This window comes from Nonomuraea sp. NPDC050680, from assembly GCF_040654555.1.
Lineage (GTDB): Bacteria > Actinomycetota > Actinomycetes > Streptosporangiales > Streptosporangiaceae > Nonomuraea.
This window is the reverse complement of record NZ_JBFAIF010000003.1, coordinates 766,842-787,225: the sequence shown is the minus strand read 5'-3', so window position 1 is coordinate 787,225 and position 20,384 is coordinate 766,842. Positions and strand designations below refer to the sequence as shown.

The 20,384-nt window shown below is 68.7% G+C and carries 17 protein-coding genes; 7 read left to right on the top strand and 10 right to left on the bottom strand.

What is annotated here, in order from left to right; all coding sequences use genetic code 11:
* Positions 1–95: 95 nt before the first annotated feature.
* Positions 96–2,933 (top strand): beta-L-arabinofuranosidase domain-containing protein, encoded by a 2,838-nt coding sequence (locus tag AB0H88_RS14835; protein ID WP_357644447.1) that lies wholly within the window; start codon positions 96–98, stop codon positions 2,931–2,933.
* Between the two features lie 22 nt (positions 2,934–2,955).
* On the opposite strand, the gene AB0H88_RS14830 is transcribed toward AB0H88_RS14835, so the two are convergent.
* The gene (locus AB0H88_RS14830; protein WP_357644445.1) at positions 2,956–4,275 is read right to left on the bottom strand and encodes a cellulose binding domain-containing protein; all 1,320 of its coding nucleotides are present in this window, start codon (positions 4,273–4,275) and stop codon (positions 2,956–2,958) included.
* Between the two features lie 244 nt (positions 4,276–4,519).
* On the opposite strand from AB0H88_RS14830, the gene AB0H88_RS14825 reads away from it, so the two are divergent.
* Complete coding sequence (locus tag AB0H88_RS14825) at positions 4,520–4,753, top strand: hypothetical protein (RefSeq protein ID WP_357644443.1); 234 nt, start codon at positions 4,520–4,522, stop codon at positions 4,751–4,753.
* On the opposite strand, the gene AB0H88_RS14820 is transcribed toward AB0H88_RS14825, so the two are convergent.
* A complete protein-coding gene (locus tag AB0H88_RS14820; protein WP_357644441.1) occupies positions 4,740–5,192 on the bottom strand; it encodes an ROK family protein in 453 nt (150 codons plus the stop codon). The genes AB0H88_RS14825 and AB0H88_RS14820 overlap by 14 nt on opposite strands.
* A 76-nt stretch (positions 5,193–5,268) precedes the next feature.
* On the opposite strand from AB0H88_RS14820, the gene AB0H88_RS14815 reads away from it, so the two are divergent.
* The gene (locus AB0H88_RS14815) at positions 5,269–6,015 is read left to right on the top strand and encodes a ThuA domain-containing protein (RefSeq protein WP_357644439.1); all 747 of its coding nucleotides are present in this window, start codon (positions 5,269–5,271) and stop codon (positions 6,013–6,015) included.
* Positions 6,016–6,179: 164 nt separating this feature from the next.
* Here AB0H88_RS14815 and AB0H88_RS14810 read toward each other — a convergent pair whose 3' ends face one another.
* From AB0H88_RS14810 to AB0H88_RS14795, 4 genes are all read right to left on the bottom strand, one after another.
* Positions 6,180–7,682, bottom strand: a complete 1,503-nt coding sequence (locus AB0H88_RS14810) for a three-helix bundle dimerization domain-containing protein (RefSeq protein ID WP_357644437.1) — start codon at positions 7,680–7,682, stop codon at positions 6,180–6,182.
* Positions 7,683–7,936: 254 nt separating this feature from the next.
* The gene (locus tag AB0H88_RS14805) at positions 7,937–8,596 is read right to left on the bottom strand and encodes a response regulator transcription factor (RefSeq protein ID WP_357644435.1); all 660 of its coding nucleotides are present in this window, start codon (positions 8,594–8,596) and stop codon (positions 7,937–7,939) included.
* Entirely contained in the window at positions 8,593–9,747 is a 1,155-nt protein-coding gene (locus AB0H88_RS14800) for a histidine kinase (RefSeq protein ID WP_357644433.1), read from the bottom strand. The genes AB0H88_RS14805 and AB0H88_RS14800 overlap by 4 nt, the downstream gene beginning before the upstream one ends.
* Entirely contained in the window at positions 9,744–10,577 is an 834-nt protein-coding gene (locus AB0H88_RS14795; RefSeq protein WP_357644431.1) for a CPBP family intramembrane glutamic endopeptidase, read from the bottom strand. Before AB0H88_RS14795 ends, AB0H88_RS14800 begins: the two co-directional genes overlap by 4 nt.
* Positions 10,578–10,951: 374 nt before the next feature.
* On the opposite strand from AB0H88_RS14795, the gene AB0H88_RS14790 reads away from it, so the two are divergent.
* Positions 10,952–11,902, top strand: coding sequence for an alpha/beta hydrolase (locus AB0H88_RS14790; protein ID WP_357644430.1), 951 nt, complete (start codon positions 10,952–10,954; stop codon positions 11,900–11,902).
* 44 nt (positions 11,903–11,946) lie between these two features.
* Here the strand turns inward: AB0H88_RS14790 and AB0H88_RS14785 are convergent, their stop codons facing one another.
* The 3 genes from AB0H88_RS14785 to AB0H88_RS14775 are packed head-to-tail and all read right to left on the bottom strand — an operon-like array spanning position 11,947 to position 14,431.
* Positions 11,947–12,564 (bottom strand): 3-oxoacid CoA-transferase subunit B, encoded by a 618-nt coding sequence (locus tag AB0H88_RS14785; RefSeq protein ID WP_357644783.1) that lies wholly within the window; start codon positions 12,562–12,564, stop codon positions 11,947–11,949.
* 2 nt (positions 12,565–12,566) lie between these two features.
* Positions 12,567–13,235: a 3-oxoacid CoA-transferase subunit A gene (locus AB0H88_RS14780; protein WP_357644428.1), complete on the bottom strand. Its 669-nt coding sequence runs from the start codon at positions 13,233–13,235 to the stop codon at positions 12,567–12,569.
* Positions 13,232–14,431 carry a thiolase family protein gene (locus AB0H88_RS14775; protein WP_357644426.1) on the bottom strand — a complete coding sequence of 400 codons (1,200 nt, stop codon included), beginning with the start codon at positions 14,429–14,431 and terminating at the stop codon, positions 13,232–13,234. Before AB0H88_RS14775 ends, AB0H88_RS14780 begins: the two co-directional genes overlap by 4 nt.
* Positions 14,432–14,502: 71 nt before the next feature.
* On the opposite strand from AB0H88_RS14775, the gene AB0H88_RS14770 reads away from it, so the two are divergent.
* The 3 genes from AB0H88_RS14770 to AB0H88_RS14760 all read left to right on the top strand — a co-directional run bounded on the left by AB0H88_RS14770 (position 14,503) and on the right by AB0H88_RS14760 (position 19,089).
* Positions 14,503–15,396, top strand: coding sequence for a LysR substrate-binding domain-containing protein (locus AB0H88_RS14770; protein WP_357644424.1), 894 nt, complete (start codon positions 14,503–14,505; stop codon positions 15,394–15,396).
* A gap of 213 nt (positions 15,397–15,609) precedes the next feature.
* On the top strand, positions 15,610–17,070 hold the full coding sequence (locus tag AB0H88_RS14765; RefSeq protein ID WP_357644421.1) for an LCP family protein: 1,461 nt from the start codon (positions 15,610–15,612) through the stop codon (positions 17,068–17,070).
* Positions 17,071–17,226: 156 nt separating this feature from the next.
* On the top strand, positions 17,227–19,089 hold the full coding sequence (locus AB0H88_RS14760) for a potassium transporter TrkA (RefSeq protein WP_357644418.1): 1,863 nt from the start codon (positions 17,227–17,229) through the stop codon (positions 19,087–19,089).
* Here the strand turns inward: AB0H88_RS14760 and AB0H88_RS14755 are convergent.
* Complete coding sequence (locus AB0H88_RS14755) at positions 19,067–20,263, bottom strand: acyltransferase (protein WP_357644415.1); 1,197 nt, start codon at positions 20,261–20,263, stop codon at positions 19,067–19,069. The genes AB0H88_RS14760 and AB0H88_RS14755 overlap by 23 nt on opposite strands.
* Positions 20,264–20,384: the final 121 nt, after the last annotated feature.

Here is a 20,384-nt window from a genome sequence, read left to right as displayed (position 1 = left end):
GTTAACACTCCCACCGAGCACGCAAACACCAGGGTGCTCGGCCAGAAATGTTAGCGCTACCATCCGCCGGACCCGAGCATGGACAGGACAGTGAGATGGCGAACATGATGCCCAGGCGAGAGGCCCTCCGGTTGGCGGTGCTGGCCGCCGTCACCCCCTCCGCGCTCGCCTCGCTCCCGCTCGGCACCGCCCAGGCGGCCCGTACGGCTCCGGCCCCGCCGCCGCAGCACGACCCGCTGGTGCCCGGCGCCTGGATCGTGAAACCGTTCGCCAACAGCCAGGTCACCTTGGGCGAGAGCCTGTTCAGCGTCAACCGTGACCGGATTCTAAACTTCCTGAGGGCCTACCCCGCCGACCGGATGCTGGCCAACTTCCGGGCCAACGCCGGACTGGACACGCTGGGCGCCCAGCCGCCCGGCAGCTGGGACGACGCCACGGGCAACCTGCGCGGCCACTACAGCGGGCACTTCCTCAGCGCGCTGGCCCTGGCCTATGCGGGCTCCGGCGACGCCTTCTACAAGGACAAGGTCGACTACATGGTCAAGGCGCTCGGCGAGTGCCAGGACGCGCTGGCCGCCAGGATCGGGCAACCCGCGCCCGCCCCGGACCCGGTCGCCCGGGTTACGGGAAGGTTCGGCAAGGCGGCCAAACTCGACGGCCCCCAGTACGTGTCGCTGCCCGCCGACATCGTGAGCGGCCTCGACGACTTCACCATCGCCATGTGGCTGAACCCGGCCGAGATCACCGCCTGGTCGCGGATCTTCGATTTCGGCACCGGTACGAGCCGCACCATGTTCCTGACCGTGAGCGCGGGCTCCGCGCCGAGATTCGCCATCACCACCAGCGGCGGCAGCGGCGAGCAGCGCGTCAACGGAATCGGCCAGTTACCCACGGGCCAGTGGACACACCTGGCGGTCACCCTGTCGGGCGGCACCGGGACCCTCTACGTGAACGGCACGCCGGTCGGCACGAACACCGCCATGACCCTCAAGCCGTCCAGCCTCGGCCCGACCGCGAACAACTGGATCGGGAAGTCGCAGTACGGCGACGCGTACCTGAAGGGCTCGGTGGACGAGTTCCAGATCTACGGCCGCGCGCTGACCAAGGCGGAGATCGCGGCCCTGACGACCAGCGCGGACGGGGGACTGGGCGGCGGCGACGTCGCGTGGTACCGCTTCGACGAGGAGAGCGGCGAGAGCGCGGGCGACTCCTCGGGCAAGGGGAAGGACGCCCGGCTGGTCTCCGAGCCCACCGGGCAGCCCGGACCGAGCCATCCCGGCTTCCTGGCCGCCTATCCCGAGACACAGTTCATCCTGCTGGAGCAGTACGCCACCTATCCCACCATCTGGGCGCCCTACTACACCTGCCACATGATCATGCGTGGGCTGCTCGACGCCTACCAGTACGCGGGCAACGAGCAGGCGCTCACCATCGTGATGAAGATGGGCGACTGGGTGCACAGCCGACTCGGCCCCCTTCCCCGGGAGCAACTCAACCGCATGTGGAGCATCTACATCGCGGGCGAGTACAACGGCATGAACACCGTGATGGCCGACCTCTACTCCCTCGGCGGCAAGGAGGAACACCTCACGACGGCCAAGTGCTTCGACAACACCGCGCTCCTTACGGCCACGGTCAACAACGAGGACACGCTGAACAGGAAGCACGCCAACCAGCACATCCCCCAGTTCATCGGCTACCTGGCCATCTTCGAGCGCGACCAGGAACGCCACTACTTCGACGCCGCCGTGAACTTCTGGGACATGGTCGTACCCCATCGCACCTTCACCGACGGCGGCACGGCCGGACCGACCGACAACGGCGAGCTCTTCGGCGCACGCGACGTCATTGTCGGCACCCTGGGCACCAACAACGCCGAGACCTGTCCCGTCTACAACATGCTGAAGCTGAGCAGGGGCCTGTTCTTCCACACGGCGAACCCCAAGTACATGCAGTATTACGAACGGGCCCTCTACGGCCAGATCCTCGCCTCGCGCCGGAACACCGACAGCACCACGGATCCGCTGCTGACCTACTTCATCCCTATGCGTCCGGGCGCGTCCCGCAGTTACGGCAACCTCGGCACCTGCTGCGGCGGCACCGGGCTGGAGAGCCACACCAAGTTCCAGGACTCGATCTACTTCCGGTCGGCGGACGACTCCGCGCTCTACGTGAACCTCTACCTGGCCTCGGAGCTGCGCTGGCCGGAGAAAGGCTTCACGATCAGGCAGGCCACGAACTATCCGACCGACCCGGCGGGGGTGACGACGCTCACGGTGGAGGGCACCGGCCGCCTGGCCGTGAAGCTACGCGTGCCCTACTGGGTGGAGAGGGGTTTCACGGTCCGGGTCAACGGGATCGACCAGAGGGTCAACGCCAAGCCCGGCGAATACGTGACGCTCAACCGGAACTGGCGGCGCGGCGACAAGATCGGGCTGTCGATGCCGTTCTCCCTGCGGGTGGAGAAGGCGCTGGACGTCCCGACCACCCAGAGCATCGCGTACGGCCCCGTGCCGATGGTCGCCAAGAGCGACGAGACCACCTTCCGCGACTTCTCCTTCTACCAGGACTTCACGCTGTCCGGCGACCTCGCGCGGACCATGACGTCCACCGCCCCGATGACCTTCACCACACACGGCCTCCCGCTGGTGCCCTTCTACAGCGGCGACACCGACCGCTACCACGCCTACTTCCACCGCGTCGAGCCGAAGATCGTCTTCGGCAAGGTGGACTCGGGTGTGCCGAACTACGCGCGGGCGGATTCGGCGACGTTCCTGGACACACTCTGGGCCATGGCCCCCTTCGACAGCCAGGTCCGCTTCGTGTCGGCGGTGACCCGCACCGCCGACGACTGGATCCGAGCCGGACTGATGACCACCGCCGAGAAGAACGCGGTGGTCTCCGCGGCCGCCAAGGCCAGGCTCCGCAGGTAGCGCCTTACGGACATAGGCCGGCCTAGGAGCAGGTGATGTTGGTCGGGCCGGGGGTGGATGGGCCGTTGGCCTGGAAGCCGAAGGTGGCCGACGCGCCCGGTGCCAGGCTGGTGGCCCAGTTCGGGGCCTTGATCGTCCAGGTGGTGCCCGACGGCGTGATGGTGGAGCTCCAGGCGCTGGTCAGGGTCACGCCGGACGGCATGGTCCACGTGACCGTCCAGTTGTTCCAGGCCGTGGTCCCGGTGTTCCGCACGGTGACGTTGGTCGTGAAGCCGCCCTGCCAGGCGTTGGGGACCTGGTAGTCCACGCCGCAGGAGACGCCGGTGCCGCCCGTTGGCGTGGGGGTGACGGTGGGGGTGGGGGTGGGGGTCACCGTCGGGGTGGGGGTGGAGGTCGAGCCGGTTGAGGTGGTGTAGCTGACCTTGGTGTACGGCGTGCCGCACGGGTTGCAGGTGGACGGAAGCGCGAAACTGTACACGCGTCCGCCGTTGATCAGCGTGTCCGTGACGTCCCGCACCCGGATCTGGAACTGGTTGCCGCCCGAGGTGGTCCCGCCGATGACGTACGACTGGCCCATGTCGCCGTTCATCTGGGCCGTCTGCCACGCGCCGTTGGCGAAGTACTCGACGCCGTGAATGCCGTTGGCCAGGTGCGAGACGGAGATGGCGGGCCACCAGACCTGGGCGGACTGCAGGAAGCCGATGTTGATGTCGCCGCTGTAGTTGGGCGCGGGGATGAACGACCAGGTGATGTGCCGATTGTTCCAATGGCCGGGATACATGTCCCCGATCGGGGCGTCGTTCTTCACGAACCGGTTGAGCGAGTCCTTGGCCAGGTCCAGATGGTATGGATCGTCGCGGCACCAGGCGTTGGAGTCGCCGCAACTGTCGGCGACCAGCATGGTCAGCTTCGCGCCCTTGTAGGCGTCGGAGACCCAGGAGCCGTTGCGGCAGAACGCCTGGTTCTGCGCGCCGTCGTTGGTGCCCGTGCAGTAATCGCCGATCTCTACCTGCATGTAGCGGCCGCAGTTCAGGCCGTTGTTCCACAGCCCGGCCTTGCTGAGGTTGGCCCCGGTCAGCGGCCGGGGGTAGAAGGAGTAGTCGCCGGGCGTGTTGTAGACGTTGAGCGCGACGAAGTCCGGTGAGTCGAGGTTCGCCTGGGGCAGGCCGCAGCCACCGTACGGCATGCCGAGCCCGTCGAAGTAGGTGGCGTTGCCCGTCACCGGGCCGGGCGGGTCGCTGACCGCGCTGGCGGACTGTTCCGTCAAGGGCGCCAAGGCGCACAGCGCGACCAGGAAAGCGGAGAGCAGAATGGCGAGCAACCGGCGACGGGGGTGACTCATCGGACTCCCAACTCAGAAGGTTCGACACGACCGTCCTCGCAGAGCGGCGGCCGGTCAAGCCGAGATGCGCCTGAGCTGGGGAAACACGCCAAAAATGGTGAAACTTTCATCGAGCCACCGAAAATGGCGACGAAGAAACGACTCCGCCGACACCTTGATCGACAGCGGATATCGTGATGTCATTTCCGGCAAATAGCTTCGCGTTCGCTCTGGCCCGAAAATCGGCTGATCTGGAGGAACCTGCATGAAAATGAAGCGTGGCGTTTTAGTGATGGCGCTGGCTTTCAGCGCCCTCGCCCTCGGCTCCACCCCGGCCCAGGCGATTCCCCCTCCCCCGCCGGGGGGCGACCTCCTCCTCGTCGTCAGCTACTTCGTGGGGGACCAGGTCGTCGGACAGCGCTGGTCCGGATGCTCTCAGCCTCCCGGCCAGTGGGGGACGATGGACGGCCAGGCGAAGTACTACTTCACCCCCTGCTGAGCGCGATCCCTGCCCCCTGCTGAGCCGGCGTTCCCGGACCCGGCTTGAGCTCGGCGAAGAGACGTTCCTCCGCGACATCGAGCGCGCAGCGCACGGCGCCGATCGCGGAGGAATGCTCGCCCAGCACCGAGCAGACCACCTTGGGCGGGAAGTCCGTCTCGCGTTCGACGCGGACGCGTACCGGCTCGCGGATGGCCTCGCCGCCGGCCGAGATGCCGCCCCCGATGATCACCAGTTCGGGGTCGATCGTCACCATGACCGGTGCCAAACCCGCCACCAGCAGGTCGGCGAACCCGTCGATGCCCGCCTGGGCGGCCGCGTCGCCCGCCTTGGCCGCCTCGAAGACGGCCTGGATCGCGTCCTCCTGGTCCGTACCGCGCCCCGGCGCCAGGTCCAGCAGTCGTTCGTACGCGTGCGCCCACGGAAGCCCGCGATGCATTGTGGCTAGGGTCACCCCATTTTAATATGCAGAATCCTTGCATAAATAGAGGCAGGCTCACAGAAACATCGGATGGGTGCGCGAGCGAATGAACGTGACCGTGTGGAACGAGTTCTATGAGGAGCGGACGTATCCCAGCGTCTCGTCGGTGTATCCCGACGGGCTGCACGTCGTGCTCGGGCAGGCGCTGGCCGAACATCTCAGCCCCGAGGCACATGTACGCGTCGCGCTCCAGGAGGAGCCCGAGCACGGCCTGACCCAGGCCGTACTGGACGGCACCGACGTCCTGCTCTGGTGGGGCCACCTCAAGCACGACGAGGTCAGCGACGAGGTCGTCGAGCGGGTCAGGCGGCGGGTGCTCGACGGCATGGGCCTGCTCATCCTGCACTCCGCCATCGAGTCGAAGGTCGCCCGGGCCCTGCTGGGCACCTCCTGCAAGATCGCCAGCTGGCGGCACGACGACAGTGAGCTGCTCTGGACGATCCTGCCCGGCCACGACATCGTCCGCGGCGTCCCCAACCCGGTCGTCATCCCCAAGGGCGAGATGTACGGCGAGCCCATGGACATCCCCGAGCCGGACGAGCTCGTCTTCATCAGCTCCTACGAGGGCGGCGAGGTGCTGCGCAGCGGCTGCGCGTGGCAGCGGGGCAAGGGCCGGATCTTCTTCTTGGCCTCCGGCCACGAGGAGTCCCCGATCTACTTCCAGCCCGAGATCAGGCGCGTGCTGGCCAACGCGGTCCAGTGGGCGACGCCGCCCGCCCAGCCCCAGCCGAAGGTCACCAGGAAGGGCGAATGGCCGCGGAACTGGTGGGCCGAGGCATGACCGACCTGATCCAGATCGGCCTCGGCCCCTGAGAGCTCGGCCAAGGCCGGCCCGAACACACCAAGCCGCTGGTGCGGGCATGGCACGGAACTCGGCTGCCATGATCGCTTCATTCGGGCTGCTGACGCTGTGGAGCGCCTGGTCCACACAGCGTCCTTGACCGGCTAGCCGTACGATTTGCCGACGCTGTCGAGCAGGTGCTCAAGGGTGTCGTAGGAGGGGATGTCCACCACGTCGATGAGGTCGGTCGGGACGCGTACCTGGTGATCCGCGGCGACCTTGGCGAAGTCGGCGGCGTCGGCCGAGCGGAACCCGTGCTCGGCGGCGAGCCGCTGCAGCCGCGGGTCGGTGCTGAGCAGGCGTCCGACGCGGTCGCCGGAGCCGTTGAGCGGCACCAGCGTGTGCTTGGACAGCACCGTCGGCGATGGGTACATCAGCACCATCCCCGGCTTGATCTGCCCTCGCGTGGCGGCGTCGACGAACTGCGCCTCATAGATCCAGACCATCGGCGACGGGCCCATGCCCACCGTGAGATATTCGTTGAACGGACCCTCGGAGGTGTTGTCGGTGTAACCCTGGCTGGTGAAGAGCTGAGTCACCAGGGGCAGCACGTTCTTCTCCGCGGTGGCGCCGTGCACGACCTTGCTGCCGTTCGCGACATAGCTGGTGATCGCCAGGTACATGGCGGCGGAGTTCGATGTGCGAGGGTCGGTCGTGGAGATCAGGATGTTCTTGTCGACGCGGTAGTCGGAGTTGCCCGAGAGCTGGTCCCACTTCGTGTCCGTGGTGACCAGTTCGAGGTAGCGGCCGATGTCGAAGGTCGCAACGGGGGCCTGCTTCACCACGCCCGCCTTGGTGAGCAGGTCAGCGATCGGCTGGAACGTCGCGATCGCCATGGGCGAGGAGAACGGCGTGTACTTCGTACTGACCTTGCGCTTGCGCTGGATGTACTCACCCGCCGGCGCACTCGACGGGAACGCGAAGTCGAAGCGGCCGAGGTCCATCGAGGTGGCGATCTGGCGGGAGCCGGCCGATTCGACCTCGACCTTCACGCCCTTGTCGGCGAAGGCCCGCACCACCTGTGGATCCTCGAAGAACGCCTTCTTCTCGGAGCCGATCACGCCACGCACGACCGCGAGCGGCGGGGACGGGGGCGGAGTCTCCTCCCTCCCGAGGTTCACGACCACCACGGCGGCGACCACGACGACCGCGGCGGCCAGACCGATCGGGAGCAGCACCTTGCGGCTGGGCATTCTCGCCGTCAGCGCGGCTGTGGTGGTCTCAGGCCGAACGTCGGCGGGCTTGTCTGAAAGCGCCGCAGCCTCGGCGGCCACGGCCTTGGCAGGCACGGTCTCCGTGGGCACGGTCTCCGTGGGCGCGGTCTCCGTGGGCGCGGCCTCCGTGGGCGCGGTCTCCGTGGGCGCGGCCTCCGTGGGCGCGGGCGCCGTGGGCGCGGGCGCCTCCAGCCGTGCCGTCAGCTCACCGCGAGCGATGCGTTCGACCATGACGGGGACGAAGTCACGGACGGGAAGGCCGTCGAAGCGGCGATAAGCCGCCTGCATCACACTCTCGACGTGCTCGGCGGAATGGGTGCCGGCGAAGACCTGCACCAGGTGGTCGGTGGTCCGGCGAATCGCCTGTTCCTCGCGGAGGTTATCGCCGCTCACCAACATCTCCCCGACATATCAATTATCAGATTTCGCGGCAGGCCATCGGCCCGCTCGAGCGTGCGAGACCCCACCATATAGGGAGTTTCGGCCGCGTTGATAATCACATCGGCCTTTATTTAAAACCCGCAGGTAAGCGCCACATGACTGCCCAAGGAAATCATCTGTTCATATTCGCCAACCTTTTCGTCAAACGAAATACACAAATGTTTATGTTCGTTCATCACCGGGCGACGGCATGCGTGATGTGCGACTCAGGTCACCAAGCCCCTGCGGTAGGCGTAGACCACGGCCTGCACGCGGTCACGCAGGTCGAGCTTGGTGAGGATGCGCGACACGTACGTCTTGACGGTTTCCTGGCTGATCACCAAGGTCGCGGCGATCTCGCTGTTGGACAGGCCGTCGGCGATGAGGCGCAGGACCTCCAGTTCGCGCGGGGTCAGCGCGATGCCGTCCGGGGTGTCCTCGGCGGGCCGGATCCTCGACGCGTACCTGCCGACGAGCCGCCGCGTCACCTCGGGGGCCAGCAGCGCGGCGCCCGACGCGACCGTGCGGATGCCATTCAGCAGCTGCGCCGGTGGAGCGTCCTTGAGCAGGAACCCGCTCGCGCCCGCCCGCAGCGCCTCGTACACGTACTCGTCCAGGTTGAACGTCGTCACCACGAGCACCTTGATGGGATCCGCCACCCCGGCACCGGCCAGCAGGCGGGTCGCCTCGATCCCGTCGAGCACCGGCATCCGTACATCCATCACCACCATGTCCGGGTTCAGCCGGCGGGCGAGGTCGACCGCGGCGCGACCGTCCCCGCACTCCCCCACCACCTCGAGGTCGGGCTGCGCACCGATGATCGTCGCGAACCCGGTGCGGATCAGCGCTTGGTCATCGCAGATCAGTACCCGGACCGGCGCGCTCACGACGGGCTCCCCGCGGGGACGCGGGCCCGTACGACGAAGCCGCCGCCCGCGCGCCGGTCCGCGCTGAACTCGCCGCCCAGAGCGTCGACCCGCTCGCGGAGCCCGGCGAGACCCCGCCCGCTCCCACCAGGAGAGCGGCTCCGCGAGCCGGAACCATCGTTGCTGACCTCCACGCTGATCTCCTTCTGGCCATAGCGCACGCGGACCACGGTGCGGCTGCCGTGGGCGTACTTGAGGGCGTTCGTCAGAGCCTCCTGCACGACCCTGTAGGTCACGAACTCGGCGCTGCCGGCCGACTCCGCCGGCCGGCCCTCCTCGGTGAACTCCACCGGCTGCCCCGCCTGGCGCGTCTGCTCCACGAGCGCGTGCAGTTCGCCGACGGACGGCGTCCTGACGTCGGTGTCGTGGCCGGGGTTGAGCAGGTCGAGCAGATGCCGCAGGTCGGCGATGGCCCGCCGGCCGGTGTCGGTGACGGCGCTCAGGGTCGCGTCGAGGCGATCGGGTACGGCGGTCAGGTAGCGTGCCGCCTCAGCCTGCACCACCATCGCCGTCACGTGGTGAGTCACGACGTCGTGGAGCTCGCGGGCGATGCGGGTGCGCTCGGCGGCGCGAGTGGCCTCGGCGACGTGGCGGCGGAGCTCGGCCTCGGCGGCCCGGGTGGAGCGCAGCCAAGCCCCGATGCCCCAAGCGAGCACCAGCGCCAGATAGAACAGTACGAATCCTTCCGGCCTCTCGGTCCCGCCGGGCCGGTCGAGCGCGACCGCCAGCGGCACGTACGCCACCGAGAGGAGAACCGCCGTGATCCGCCGGTGACGCTCCAGATGGGCGCCCGCGCTGATGAGCGCGATGGGCAGCCCGGTGCCCGCCACCGTGTGGTACCCGCGCAGTTGGTCGAGTGCGAAGCCGAGCGACACCAGGACGAGACAGACGGCCGGCCAGCGCCGGCGCACGGCGAGCGGAAGGCACTGGAGGGCGACCGCCACGACGGCCAGCACGTCGAAGGGACGGGCCGGCAGGTCGCCGACCTGCGTCCCGGTGCCCTGGAACGCCGGCAGGAACGACGTGACGGCCAACAGCAGCGCGAACGGAGAATCCCGGATCGTGACGTCACACCGCCGCCACAGATCCGGGACCCGATGGAGACCGATCACTGGGAGAGCGTAGCGGTCATGCCGGGCCGGGCGCCGCGCCGGAGAGGGACCAGGTTGCCGCGACGGCGGGCCAGCCACAGGAACACGATCGTCATCAGTACGCAGAAGACGATCGAGTACGGGCTTCCCTCCGGCCCGAAGTCGCCACCGGTGAGCAGGGCCGGGCCTGACGTCACCCCGTGCAGCAGCCCTTCCGTCGCGCCGTTGCCGGAGACCTCGGTGCTGAAGATGCCGGCCGCGGCGAAGTTCCAGCCGAAGTGCAGGCCGATCGGCACCCACAGGGTGCGGGTGGCGACGTACGCCGCGGCGAGCATGCCACCACCCTCGATCGCGACGGCGATCGCGCCCCACAGGCTGGCATGCGGGTTGAACAGGTGCAACATGCCGAACACCAGGCCCGACAGCACCAGCGCCATCCATGTGCCGGTACGTTCCTCGACGATCCGGAACAGGATGCCGCGAAAGAGCAGCTCCTCCGTAACGGCGGCGGCGGCCATGAAGCCGACCAGCGCGACCGCACCCGCCACCGAGCCGCCGCCGTCGACCCGGTAGCCGCCCATGAAGGCGATGTTCGCGATGACGGCCGAGAACAGCCCGATACCGATCAGCATCCCTCGGCCGACGGCGGTGGCGGCGCCTTTCGCGGCCACCTCCACCGGCTCGCGGCGTTCGGACCACCGCACCACCCGGGCGTACACGTACACCGCGAGCACGGCTGTCGCGACACCGATGACCAGGGTGAGAAACGTGTTGCCCTGCACCGCCCCCGCGCCCAGGCCGCCGACGAAGGCGACCACCGCGACGGCCACGAGCTGCTTCAACAGTCGCATGACGACTCCTCTTCGAGATTGCACGAGCTTCCGCGACCGGGGCGCCGCGGCTACGTCGAGAACGTTAGGGATTCGACGGCCTGGAATCGTCACCGCGCAGTGGACACTCGCGGGTAGCTCGCACGGGGGACAAACGTCAAGCAGTCTCGGGCTCAGACGCTCGGTGCCTGGAGCCGCTGGGCGAGACGGCGCATGGTCAGCGCCCTGCAAGGCAACGGCCAGGGCGCCGTTCCACCGGACATGGGGAGCCGGCTCGTGACACTGTCGGGGATTCCCTCTTCGGCGAGGTCACGATGACCGTGCGTTCGTCCTCCAGATTGCGGGTACGTCAGCCCGGGGGGCTCGAGCATCCATGACGACCAGGGGGACGTCTCATGACTGAGCACATCTTGGAGCCGGCGGCGCAGGAGATCGCGGACGCGACCTCGAAGCCCCCGTTCCTGTACGAACTGGGTCCCGAGGGCGCCCGGAAGGTCCTGGACGACATCCAGGCCGCCCCGATCGACAAGCTCGACGTCGAGGAGAAGTGGATCACCGTGCCGGCCGAGGCCGGGGACGTGCGGGTCCGCATCGTCAAGCCCCCGGGCGCCACCGGCTCGCTGCCCGTCGTCCTGTACGTCCACGGCGGCGGCTGGATCCTCGGCAACGCCGGCACGCACGACCGGCTCGTCCGCGAGCTGGCCGTCGGGGCGAAGGCCGCCGTGGTCTTCGTCGAGTACGAGCGCTCGCCGGAGGCGCGCTACCCGGTGGCGATCGAACAGGCGTACGCCACGGCCCGCTGGATCACCCGGGACGGGGCCTCGGAGGGGCTCGACTCCTCACGCCTCGCGGTCGCGGGCGACTCCGTCGGCGGCAACATGACGGCCGCCCTGGCCATTCTGGCCAAGCAGCGCGGCGACGTGACCTTCGTCCACCAGTCGCTGTACTACCCGGTCACAGACGCCGCCCAGGACACCGGCAGCTACCGGGAGTTCGCCAACGGGCCCTTCCTGACCGCCCAGGCCATGGCCTGGTTCTGGGACGCGTACCTGCCGGACCACGACAGGCGCGCGGAGATCACCGCCTCGCCGCTGCGGGCGAGCCTGGAGGAGCTCACCGGGTTGCCCGAGGCGTTCGTGATCGTGGACGAGAACGACGTGCTGCGGGACGAGGGCGAGGCGTACGCGCGCAAGCTCGTGGCGGCCGGGGTGCGTACGACGAGCCTGCGCTACAACGGCATCCTGCACGACTTCATGATGCTCAACCCGCTCCGGCAGACCGCCGCCACCACGGGCGCCGTCGAGCAGGCCATCCAGGTCCTGCGCAAGGCCCTCGGCACGACCTGACGCTCTCAGGGCAGGGGTGATCATGGAATCTCTCGACGGGAAGCTCAGACGGCCAGCCGGTCGCGGAGCTCGTCGGCCGTGATCCCGAAGGTCTCTCGCACCGTCGCCCCGCCCGGGCCGACGTCGATGACGGCGACGTCGGTGTAGACGCGGCTGACGCAGCCGATGCCCGTCAGCGGATAGGTGCAGGTGGGTACCAGCTTCGACCGGCCCTGCTTGTCGAAGAGCGTCATCATCACGAAGACCTGCTTGGCGCCGATCGCCAGGTCCATCGCGCCGCCGACGGCGGGGATGTCGCCGGGCTTGCCGGTGTGCCAGTTGGCCAGGTCACCGGTGACCGAGACCTGGAACGCGCCGAGCACGCACACGTCGAGGTGGCCGCCGCGCATCATGGCGAAGGAGTCGGCGTGGTGGAAGTAGGAGGCGCCGGGGAGTTCGGTCACCGGGACCTTGCCGGCGTTGATGAGCTCCGGGTCGATCTGATCGCCGGACGCCGCAGGACCCATGTTGAGCATGCCGTTCTCGGTGTGCAGGACGACCCCGGAGTCGCGGGGAAGATGGTCGGCGACCTTGGTGGGCTGTCCGATGCCGAGGTTGACGTAGGAGCCGGCCGGGATGTCGCGGGCGACGATCGCGGCGAGTTCGTCGGTGGACAGGGGCATGATCAGCACGCTTCCTGGACGATTCGGTGGACATAGATGCCGGGGGTGACGACGCTCTCGGGATCGATGCCTCCGGCGGGGACGATCTCGCGTACCTGAGCGATCGTGGTCGCGGCGGCGGTGGCCATGACGGGGCCGAAGTTGCGGGCGGTCTTGCGGTAGACGAGATTGCCCATCGTGTCGGCGCGATGGGCGCTGATCAGCGCGACATCGCCCTTGATCGGATACTCCAGGACGTGGAGGCGCCCGTCGATGGTCCGGGTCTCCTTGCCCTGGGCCAGCGAGGTGCCCGCGCCGGTCGGGCAGTAGAACGCGCCGATGCCCGCGCCCGCGGCGCGTATCCGCTCGGCGAGGTTGCCCTGGGGCACGACCTCAAGCTCGATCTTCCCGGCGCGGTAGAGGCCGTCGAAGACGTACGAGTCGGTCTGCCGCGGGAAGGAGCAGATCACCTTCCGCACGCGGCCGGCTTGGAGCAGCGCGGCCAGCCCCACTTCGCCGTTGCCGGCGTTGTTGGACACGACGGTGAGGTCCTTGGCGCCCTGCCGGATCAGCGCGTCGATGAGGTCGAGCGGCATTCCGGCCATGCCGAAGCCGCCGACGAGGATCGTGCTGCCGTCCTCGATGCCGCTGACGGCCTCGTCGAGGCTCTCCAGGATCAGCGCGCGGCTCACGCCGTCACCGCCGCGTTCTCCAGGCTCTCCAGGTTCTCCAGCACTATGGCCAGGCCCTGGCCGACGCCGATGCAGATCGCGGCGACGCCCCACCGCTCGCGGCGCTCGCGCAGTACCCCGGCGAGTGTGCCCAGGATGCGGCCGCCGCTGGCCCCGAGCGGGTGACCGATCGCGATCGCGCCGCCTCTGGCGTTGACGATCTCCGGGTCGATGCCCCAGGCGTCGACGCACACGAGCGACTGGACGGCGAAGGCCTCGTTGAGTTCGACCGCGCCGACCTGGTCCCAGCCGATTCCGGCGCGGGCGAGGGCACGTTCGGCGGCCTCGACGGGGGCGTACCCGAACTCCTGCGGATCGAGCGCGGACGCGCCACGTCCCGCGATGCGGGCGAGCGGTTCGACGCCGATCCGATCCGCGGCGGCGCGCGAGCCGAGCAGGAGGGCGGAGGCGCCGTCGCTGAGCGGCGAGGCGTTGCCCGCGGTGATGGTGCCGTCGGGGCGGAAGCTCGGCTTGAGGGCGGCGAGTTGGTCGAGCGAGGAGTCGGAGCGGACGCCCTCGTCGCGGGCCAGCCCGTCTGTGGGGACGACCAGGTGGTCGTAGAAGCCCTCGGCCCAGGCGGCCGTGGCCAGCCGGTGGGATCGCAGGGCGAAGGCGTCCTGCCGCTCCCGCGTGACGGCGTACTTCTCGCCAAGTCGCTCGTTGGCCTCACCGAGCGAGACGGTCCACTCCTTGGGCATGCGGGGGTTCACCAGCCGCCAGCCGAGCGTCGTCGAGACCGCGGTGAGGTCACCGGGCGGGAAGCCTCTGGACGGCTTGGGCAGCACCCACGGCGCGCGGGTCATCGACTCGACTCCGCCGGCCAGGACGATGTCGGCGTCGCCGGTCTCGATCGCGCGGGAGCCGATCATCGCCGCGTCGAGGCTGGAGCCGCACAGTCGGTTGACGGTGGTGCCCGGCACGCTGGTCGGCAGCCCGGCGAGCAGGGCGGCCATCCGGCCGACGTTGCGGTTGTCCTCGCCCGCGCCGTTGGCGTTGCCCCAGACGACCTCGTCGATCGCGGCCGGGTCGAGCTCCGGCACCCGGTCCAGGAGCCCGGTGATGACGCGCGCCGACAGATCGTCCGGCCGTACGCCTGACAGGGCGCCGTTGAACCGGCCGAAGGGAGTCCGGACGGCGGAGTAGAGGTAGCAGGTCATGCCACCGAGGTTAAGGACCGAGCTTGATACTGTGAAATATCAATATCCAGCCCTATTGAGACGCAGCAGCTATGGATCTACGTCACCTGCGGTACTTCGTGGCCGTCGCCGAGGAGCTCCACTTCGGGCGGGCCGCCGAGCGGCTCCACATGGCCCAGCCACCTCTGTCGCAGGCGATCCGCCGGCTCGAGGATGATCTGGGCGTGGAACTCCTCCAGCGGACCACGCGCCGGGTCGGCCTCACCGACGCGGGCCGTGGCTACCTGGCCCGGGCCCGCCGGATCCTCGACGCGGTGGACGAGGCGGCAAGCGAGGCACGCCGGGTCGCGGCCGGCGCGGTCGGCCATCTCGCGATCGGCTGTGTAGGCTCGGCGACCTACAGCCTGCTGCCCGCGCTCGCCCGCGGCCTGTCCCACGAGCTGCCGGGCGTCGACTTCTCCTTCCGCGGCGAGATGCTGGTGCCCGACCAGGTAGCCGCACTGCGAACCGGTGACATCGACGTGGCGCTGCTGCGCCCGCCGATCGCCGATCTCTCGCTCACGGTTCTGCCGCTGCGCCGGGACCGGCTCGTCGTCGCGGTCCCCGCTGAGGCTCCTCTGGCCGCCCAGCGGCAGGTGACGATCATCGATCTGGCGGGCATCGACCTCATCGTCCATTCCGCTGACCGCCGCTCGGTGATGTACGACGTCGTCCTCGGGCTGTTCCGCGACACCGGCGTCGAGCCCCGGATCCGGCACGAGGTCGGCGAGACCTCCACCCTGATCACGCTCGTCGCGGGCGGGCTCGGCGCGGCCGTAGTCCCCGAACCGGTGACGGCCCTGGCGCTGGAAGGCGTCGCCTTCCGGCCGCTGGCCCCTCCCGCGGCCATCGACCTGGCGGTCGCCCATCGAGCCGACCGCGCCGAAACCCACCTCGTCCGTGCCGTCTCCGCCGTGCAGCGAATCGTCCGTACCCATCCGACCTAGGGCGATAGGGCTGGTCCAGGGTCTTTGTTCTGGGTATGAGGCGTCCGGTCCTCAGGATCCGGAGACCAGGTGGCCGGTGAACGATCAACACCGGGATCGAGCCCCGGCGGCCGGGCTCGCCAGAGGCCAATCGATCGACAAGGTCACCCCAAGCGAGGGGATTTGCTAAGTTCCCTGCGCAATGAGGCAAATATTGCCTATGGGGGAGGTTGGATGCGCAGGTGGACTGCTCCATCCGTCATCGGCTGGACGCTCGCGTCGGTCGTCGTGCCGGGCATCGTACATCTACGGGCGGGCCGCAAGCGTACCGGCATGATCATGTTGGGGATCTTCGGCGTGCTGCTGATCGGTGCCGTGATCGCGCTGATCAACCGTAACGCGCTGGCTGGTCTGTTGCTCGATCCGACCTGGCTGGCCGTGGTCACTGGCCTGTGCGTGGCAGCCGGGCTGGCCTGGGCCGGGGTCGTGATCAGCTCGTACATCGTGCTGCGACCTGCCAGGCTCGGCAAGTGGGGACAACTCGGTACGGCCTCGGTCGCGGGCGTGCTGGCGGTGACCGTGGCGCTGCCTTTCGGGCTGGCCGCCACGACCGCTCGTACCTCTGACGACGCGATCGGCAGCGTCTTCAAGGCCGCACCGTCCAAGCCGATCGATCACCAGGATCCGTGGCAGGGACGCGATCGGGTCAACATCGCGCTGCTGGGCGGGGACGGCGCCGCCTCGCGCAAGGGCGTGAGCATCCGTACCGACAGCATCAACGTGGTCAGCATCGATGTCCACACAGGCAACTCGGTGGTCCTGGCGCTGCCGCGCGAGATGGAGAACGCGCCGTTCGCGCCGGGATCCGCGCTGGCCAGGCGGTTCCCGCCGCCGAAGAACTTCTATTTGCCGCCGGCCCAGGGCCGCGGCTCGGCCGACCTGCTCAACGCGGTCTGGGCGTACGCCGACACGCACCCCGAGGTCGCCGGCCACTCTCCCGACCGCGCCCCGGAGGCCGTCAAGGGCACGCTCGGCCAGATCCTGGGCCTCAAGGTCGACTACTACATGCTGGTCAACATGTGGGGCGTGGCACGCCTGATCGACGCTCTCGGCGGCGTCACCATCAACGTCGAGCAGGACGTCTGCTACGGCGTGGGCCGCTCCGACGGCGGCGTGGTCAAGGCCGGCACCCGTACCCTCGACGGCAACGAGGCCCTGTGGTACGGCAGGGCCCGCGACCATCCGGGCAGCACCTGCGCCGGCGCCGACAACCACACCCGCATGCTCCGCCAGCAGTGCGTGATGAGCGCCATGCTCAACCAGCTCAACCCGAGCAACGTGCTGTTGAAGTTCAACGCGTTGGCCAAGGCCGCCAAGGAGACCTTTCGCACCGACATCCCGCGCGAGCTGCTGCAGGACCTGGTGCCGCTCGCTCAGCGGGTCAAGGGCGCCAAGGTGGCCAAGATGAACTTCGTACCACCCGCCTACAACCCGGCCTATCCCGACTACCCGCGCATCCGCAAGGCGGTGCGGGCCGCCATCGCACGCTCCGGCAAGGTCGTCCGCGCCGGGGCCGCCACTCCATCTCCTGCCAGTACGCCCACCACCACGCGATCACCACGCCGGCTCACCCAGCCGTCCGACCGACTGGACACGCTGGACTCGGCATGCGCGCCCGCCAAGAACAAGACCTAACTCTCTCCCTCGCCGCTCTCTCCCCCGGTATCCCCCCTTTGTTAGCGAGATGCAAGCGGCAACATAGAAGCAAGGGGACAATTGTGGCGATTGGTACCGTTCGCCACATCCCTTACCGCCTCAGGCGAGAGGATGCCCAAAACGATGGGTTAGGTCATGGCCACACGACGAGAACGTCTGCGCTACCGGTTCGACAACAGCATGTCGAAGGGCACACCCGCCCTCATCGGCTGGCTCGCCCTCGTCACCGTCGTGATGGTCGTGATCTTCGCGGGCCTGTCCATAGTCTTCGCCGACAAGGACGTCCACGACAGCTGGTACGACGCGCTCTGGGGCAGCCTCATGCGCGCCATGGACCCGGGCACCGTCGCGGGCGACAACGAGGGCAGCACGATCTTCACGGTCCTCGGGTTCGCCATCACGATCGGCGGCCTGCTCATCGTCTCCAGCCTCGTCGGCGTCCTCACCACCGGCTTGGACAACAAGCTGACCGAGTTGCGCAAGGGCCGCTCCCGCATCGTCGAGTCCGGCCACACGGTGCTGGTCGGCTGGTCGGATCAGGTTTTCACGATCATCCCCGAGCTGGTCGAGGCCAACGCCAGCGAAGCCAGGTCCTGTATCGCCATCCTCGGTGACGGCGACAAGCTGGAGATGGAGGAGGAACTGCGCACGCGCGTCGGCGACACCGGCAAGACCCGCATCGTCGTACGCAGCGGCAGCACCGCGGAGCCGACCGATCTCGACCTGCTCAGCCTGGACACCGCCCGGTCGGTCATCGTCCTCTCCCCCGCGGGTGCGGATCCGGACGCGCACGTCGTCAAGACGCTCCTCGCTCTGACCAACCGCAACTGGCGCCGCCGCCGCCCGCCGATCATCGCCTCGGTGACCGACAGCGGCAACCGCGTCGCGGCCGAACTGGCCGCCAACGGGCACGCGCAGGTGGTCGACACCGACGACATCGCTTCCCGCCTCATCGTGCAGACCTGCCGCCAGTCGGGCCTGTCGGTGGTGGTCACCGATCTGCTGGACTTCGGCGGCGACGAGATCTACATGCGGACGGAGCCGAAGCTGACCGGTTTCCCGTACGGGGAGGCGCTGTTCGCGTACGAGACCGCCTCGCTGATCGGGATCCGACGCGGCGACGGCTCGGTGGTCCTGAACCCGCCCATGGACACCCAGGTCATGGACGGGGACCAGATGATCGTGATCGCCGAGGACGACTCCACCGTCCGGCTCGTCCGCGGCTTCCCGCCCGTCGTCCAGCAGGCGATCACCCATCCCGCCCGCGAGGCCGCGCCTCCGGAACGCACACTGATGCTCGGCTGGAACAGCCGCGCCCCGAAAATCGTCGCCGAGCTCGACCAGTACGTGGCCCCCGGCTCGATCCTGAACGTGGCCGCCGCCGTCGACGAATCCGCGTTCGCGTTCGAGCTCCCCAACCTGGCCCTGAACGTCAAGGAGTGCGACACCACCGACCGGATCACGCTGGAGTCGCTGGAGCCGGGCATGTTCGACCACATCATCGTGCTGGCCGACGACCGGCTGGAGTCGCAGCACGCGGATTCACGCACGCTGGTGACGCTGCTGCACCTGCGCGACCTGGCATCCCGTACCGGGCAGCGCTTCCCGATCGTCAGCGAGATGAACGACGACCGCAACCGCCGCCTGGCCCAGGTGACCAAGGCTGACGACTTCGTGGTCGGCACCAAGCTGATCAGCCTGCTGATGACCCAGCTGTCGGAGAACCCGCACCTGGGCGGGGTGTTCCGCTACCTCTTCGACGCCGACGGCTCGGAGATCTACCTCAAGCCCGCCACCGACTACATCCACCCTGGGATGACGGTCAGTTTCGCCACCGTCATCGCCTCCGCCCGGGCCCGCGGCGAGACCGCCATCGGCTACCGGCTGACGGTCGAGGCCACCGCCCCGCCCAACTACGGCGTGGTGCTCAACCCCGGCAAGTCCGACCCGGTCACGCTCGGCCCCCGCGACCTGGTCATCGTCCTCGCCGAAGACTGACCTCGCGAAGTGCGGGCCGGGAAACCAGACGGCGGCCGAGGCGCTGCATGGGGCCTTCGATGAGGCGGTGACTGAGCCAGCTGGCCGGCATGAGCAGGCTCAGGAAGACCACGCTGATCCCGATCTGCAGGGGCAGCGGCGACCAGCGCATCTCACCGGCCACCCGCATGACGATCAGGAGCATCGGCAGGTGGACCAGGTAGAGGGAATAACTGATCGTGCCGAGCCAGGTGAGCACGGCAGGAAGGGGGCGAGCACGTAAGGCCATGCCACCGGCGAAGGTGAGGGCGGCGAGGAGGACGGTCAGCCCCCACACGTCCGGTCGCACCCACCACCAGCCGGCGTTGAGCGCCCAGAGCGGCGTCGCGGCCACGACCATCGCGGTGACGGCCACGGGCCAGAGCGGCGCCTGCCCGCGTTCCCAGCGACGGATCGCCGTGCCGGCGAACATCACCGCCAGGATCGCCGCCCCGAACCAGGGGACGCGGCTGCTCAGCAGTACCAGAGCCAGCCCCATCACACCCAACGCGCAGGCCGCGACCGTACGCCCGCGGCCGGAGACCACGCAGCCGAGCCCGGCCACGAAGAGGCCGGACGACACCCAGGCCAGCCAGCCACCCGACAGCGGCGGCCCGGTCAGGACCAGCCCGGCGACTGCGCCGATCAGCGCGAAGGTGGCCGGAAGCAGGTTCCGCCCGTCGCGTACACCGGCCACGAACAGCGCCGCGGCCAGCAGATAGAACACCATCTCGTACGACAGTGTCCACATGGTGTTCAGCACACCTGCCGCCCCCACCGCGTCCAGCAGCATCGTCAGGTGCGCGGCGACCGAGGACAGGTCCCTGGACACCTCCTGCCGCACGGGAATCCACCAGGCCAGAGCGAGGACCAGGGCGATGACCGCCAGGTAGAGCGGATAGAGGCGGAAGAACCGGCCGATCCAGAAAGCCCGCACGTCGCCGTGCCGTTCCAGCGAGGATGGGATGATGTAGCCGCTGACCAGGAAGAACACCAGCACGCCGTAGACGCCGAGGTTGAACGAGGTAGGCCGCAGCCACGGCATCGCCCAGGTCGTCAGATGCTCCCCCACTACGGCCAGAGCGCCGATGCCGCGCAACGCGTCCAGCCAGGCGAACCGGGACGGAACCTGTGACGCGTCAAGGGCGGGGAGCATACGCCCCAACGTATCGGAATCGTGATCCTTGGGACGCCACGTCTCACCCGACCAGCCTTCACACCCGGCCATCCCGTCCGGCGTGGACCCCCTGTCTCACCGGCCCCTCTTGACCAATTCT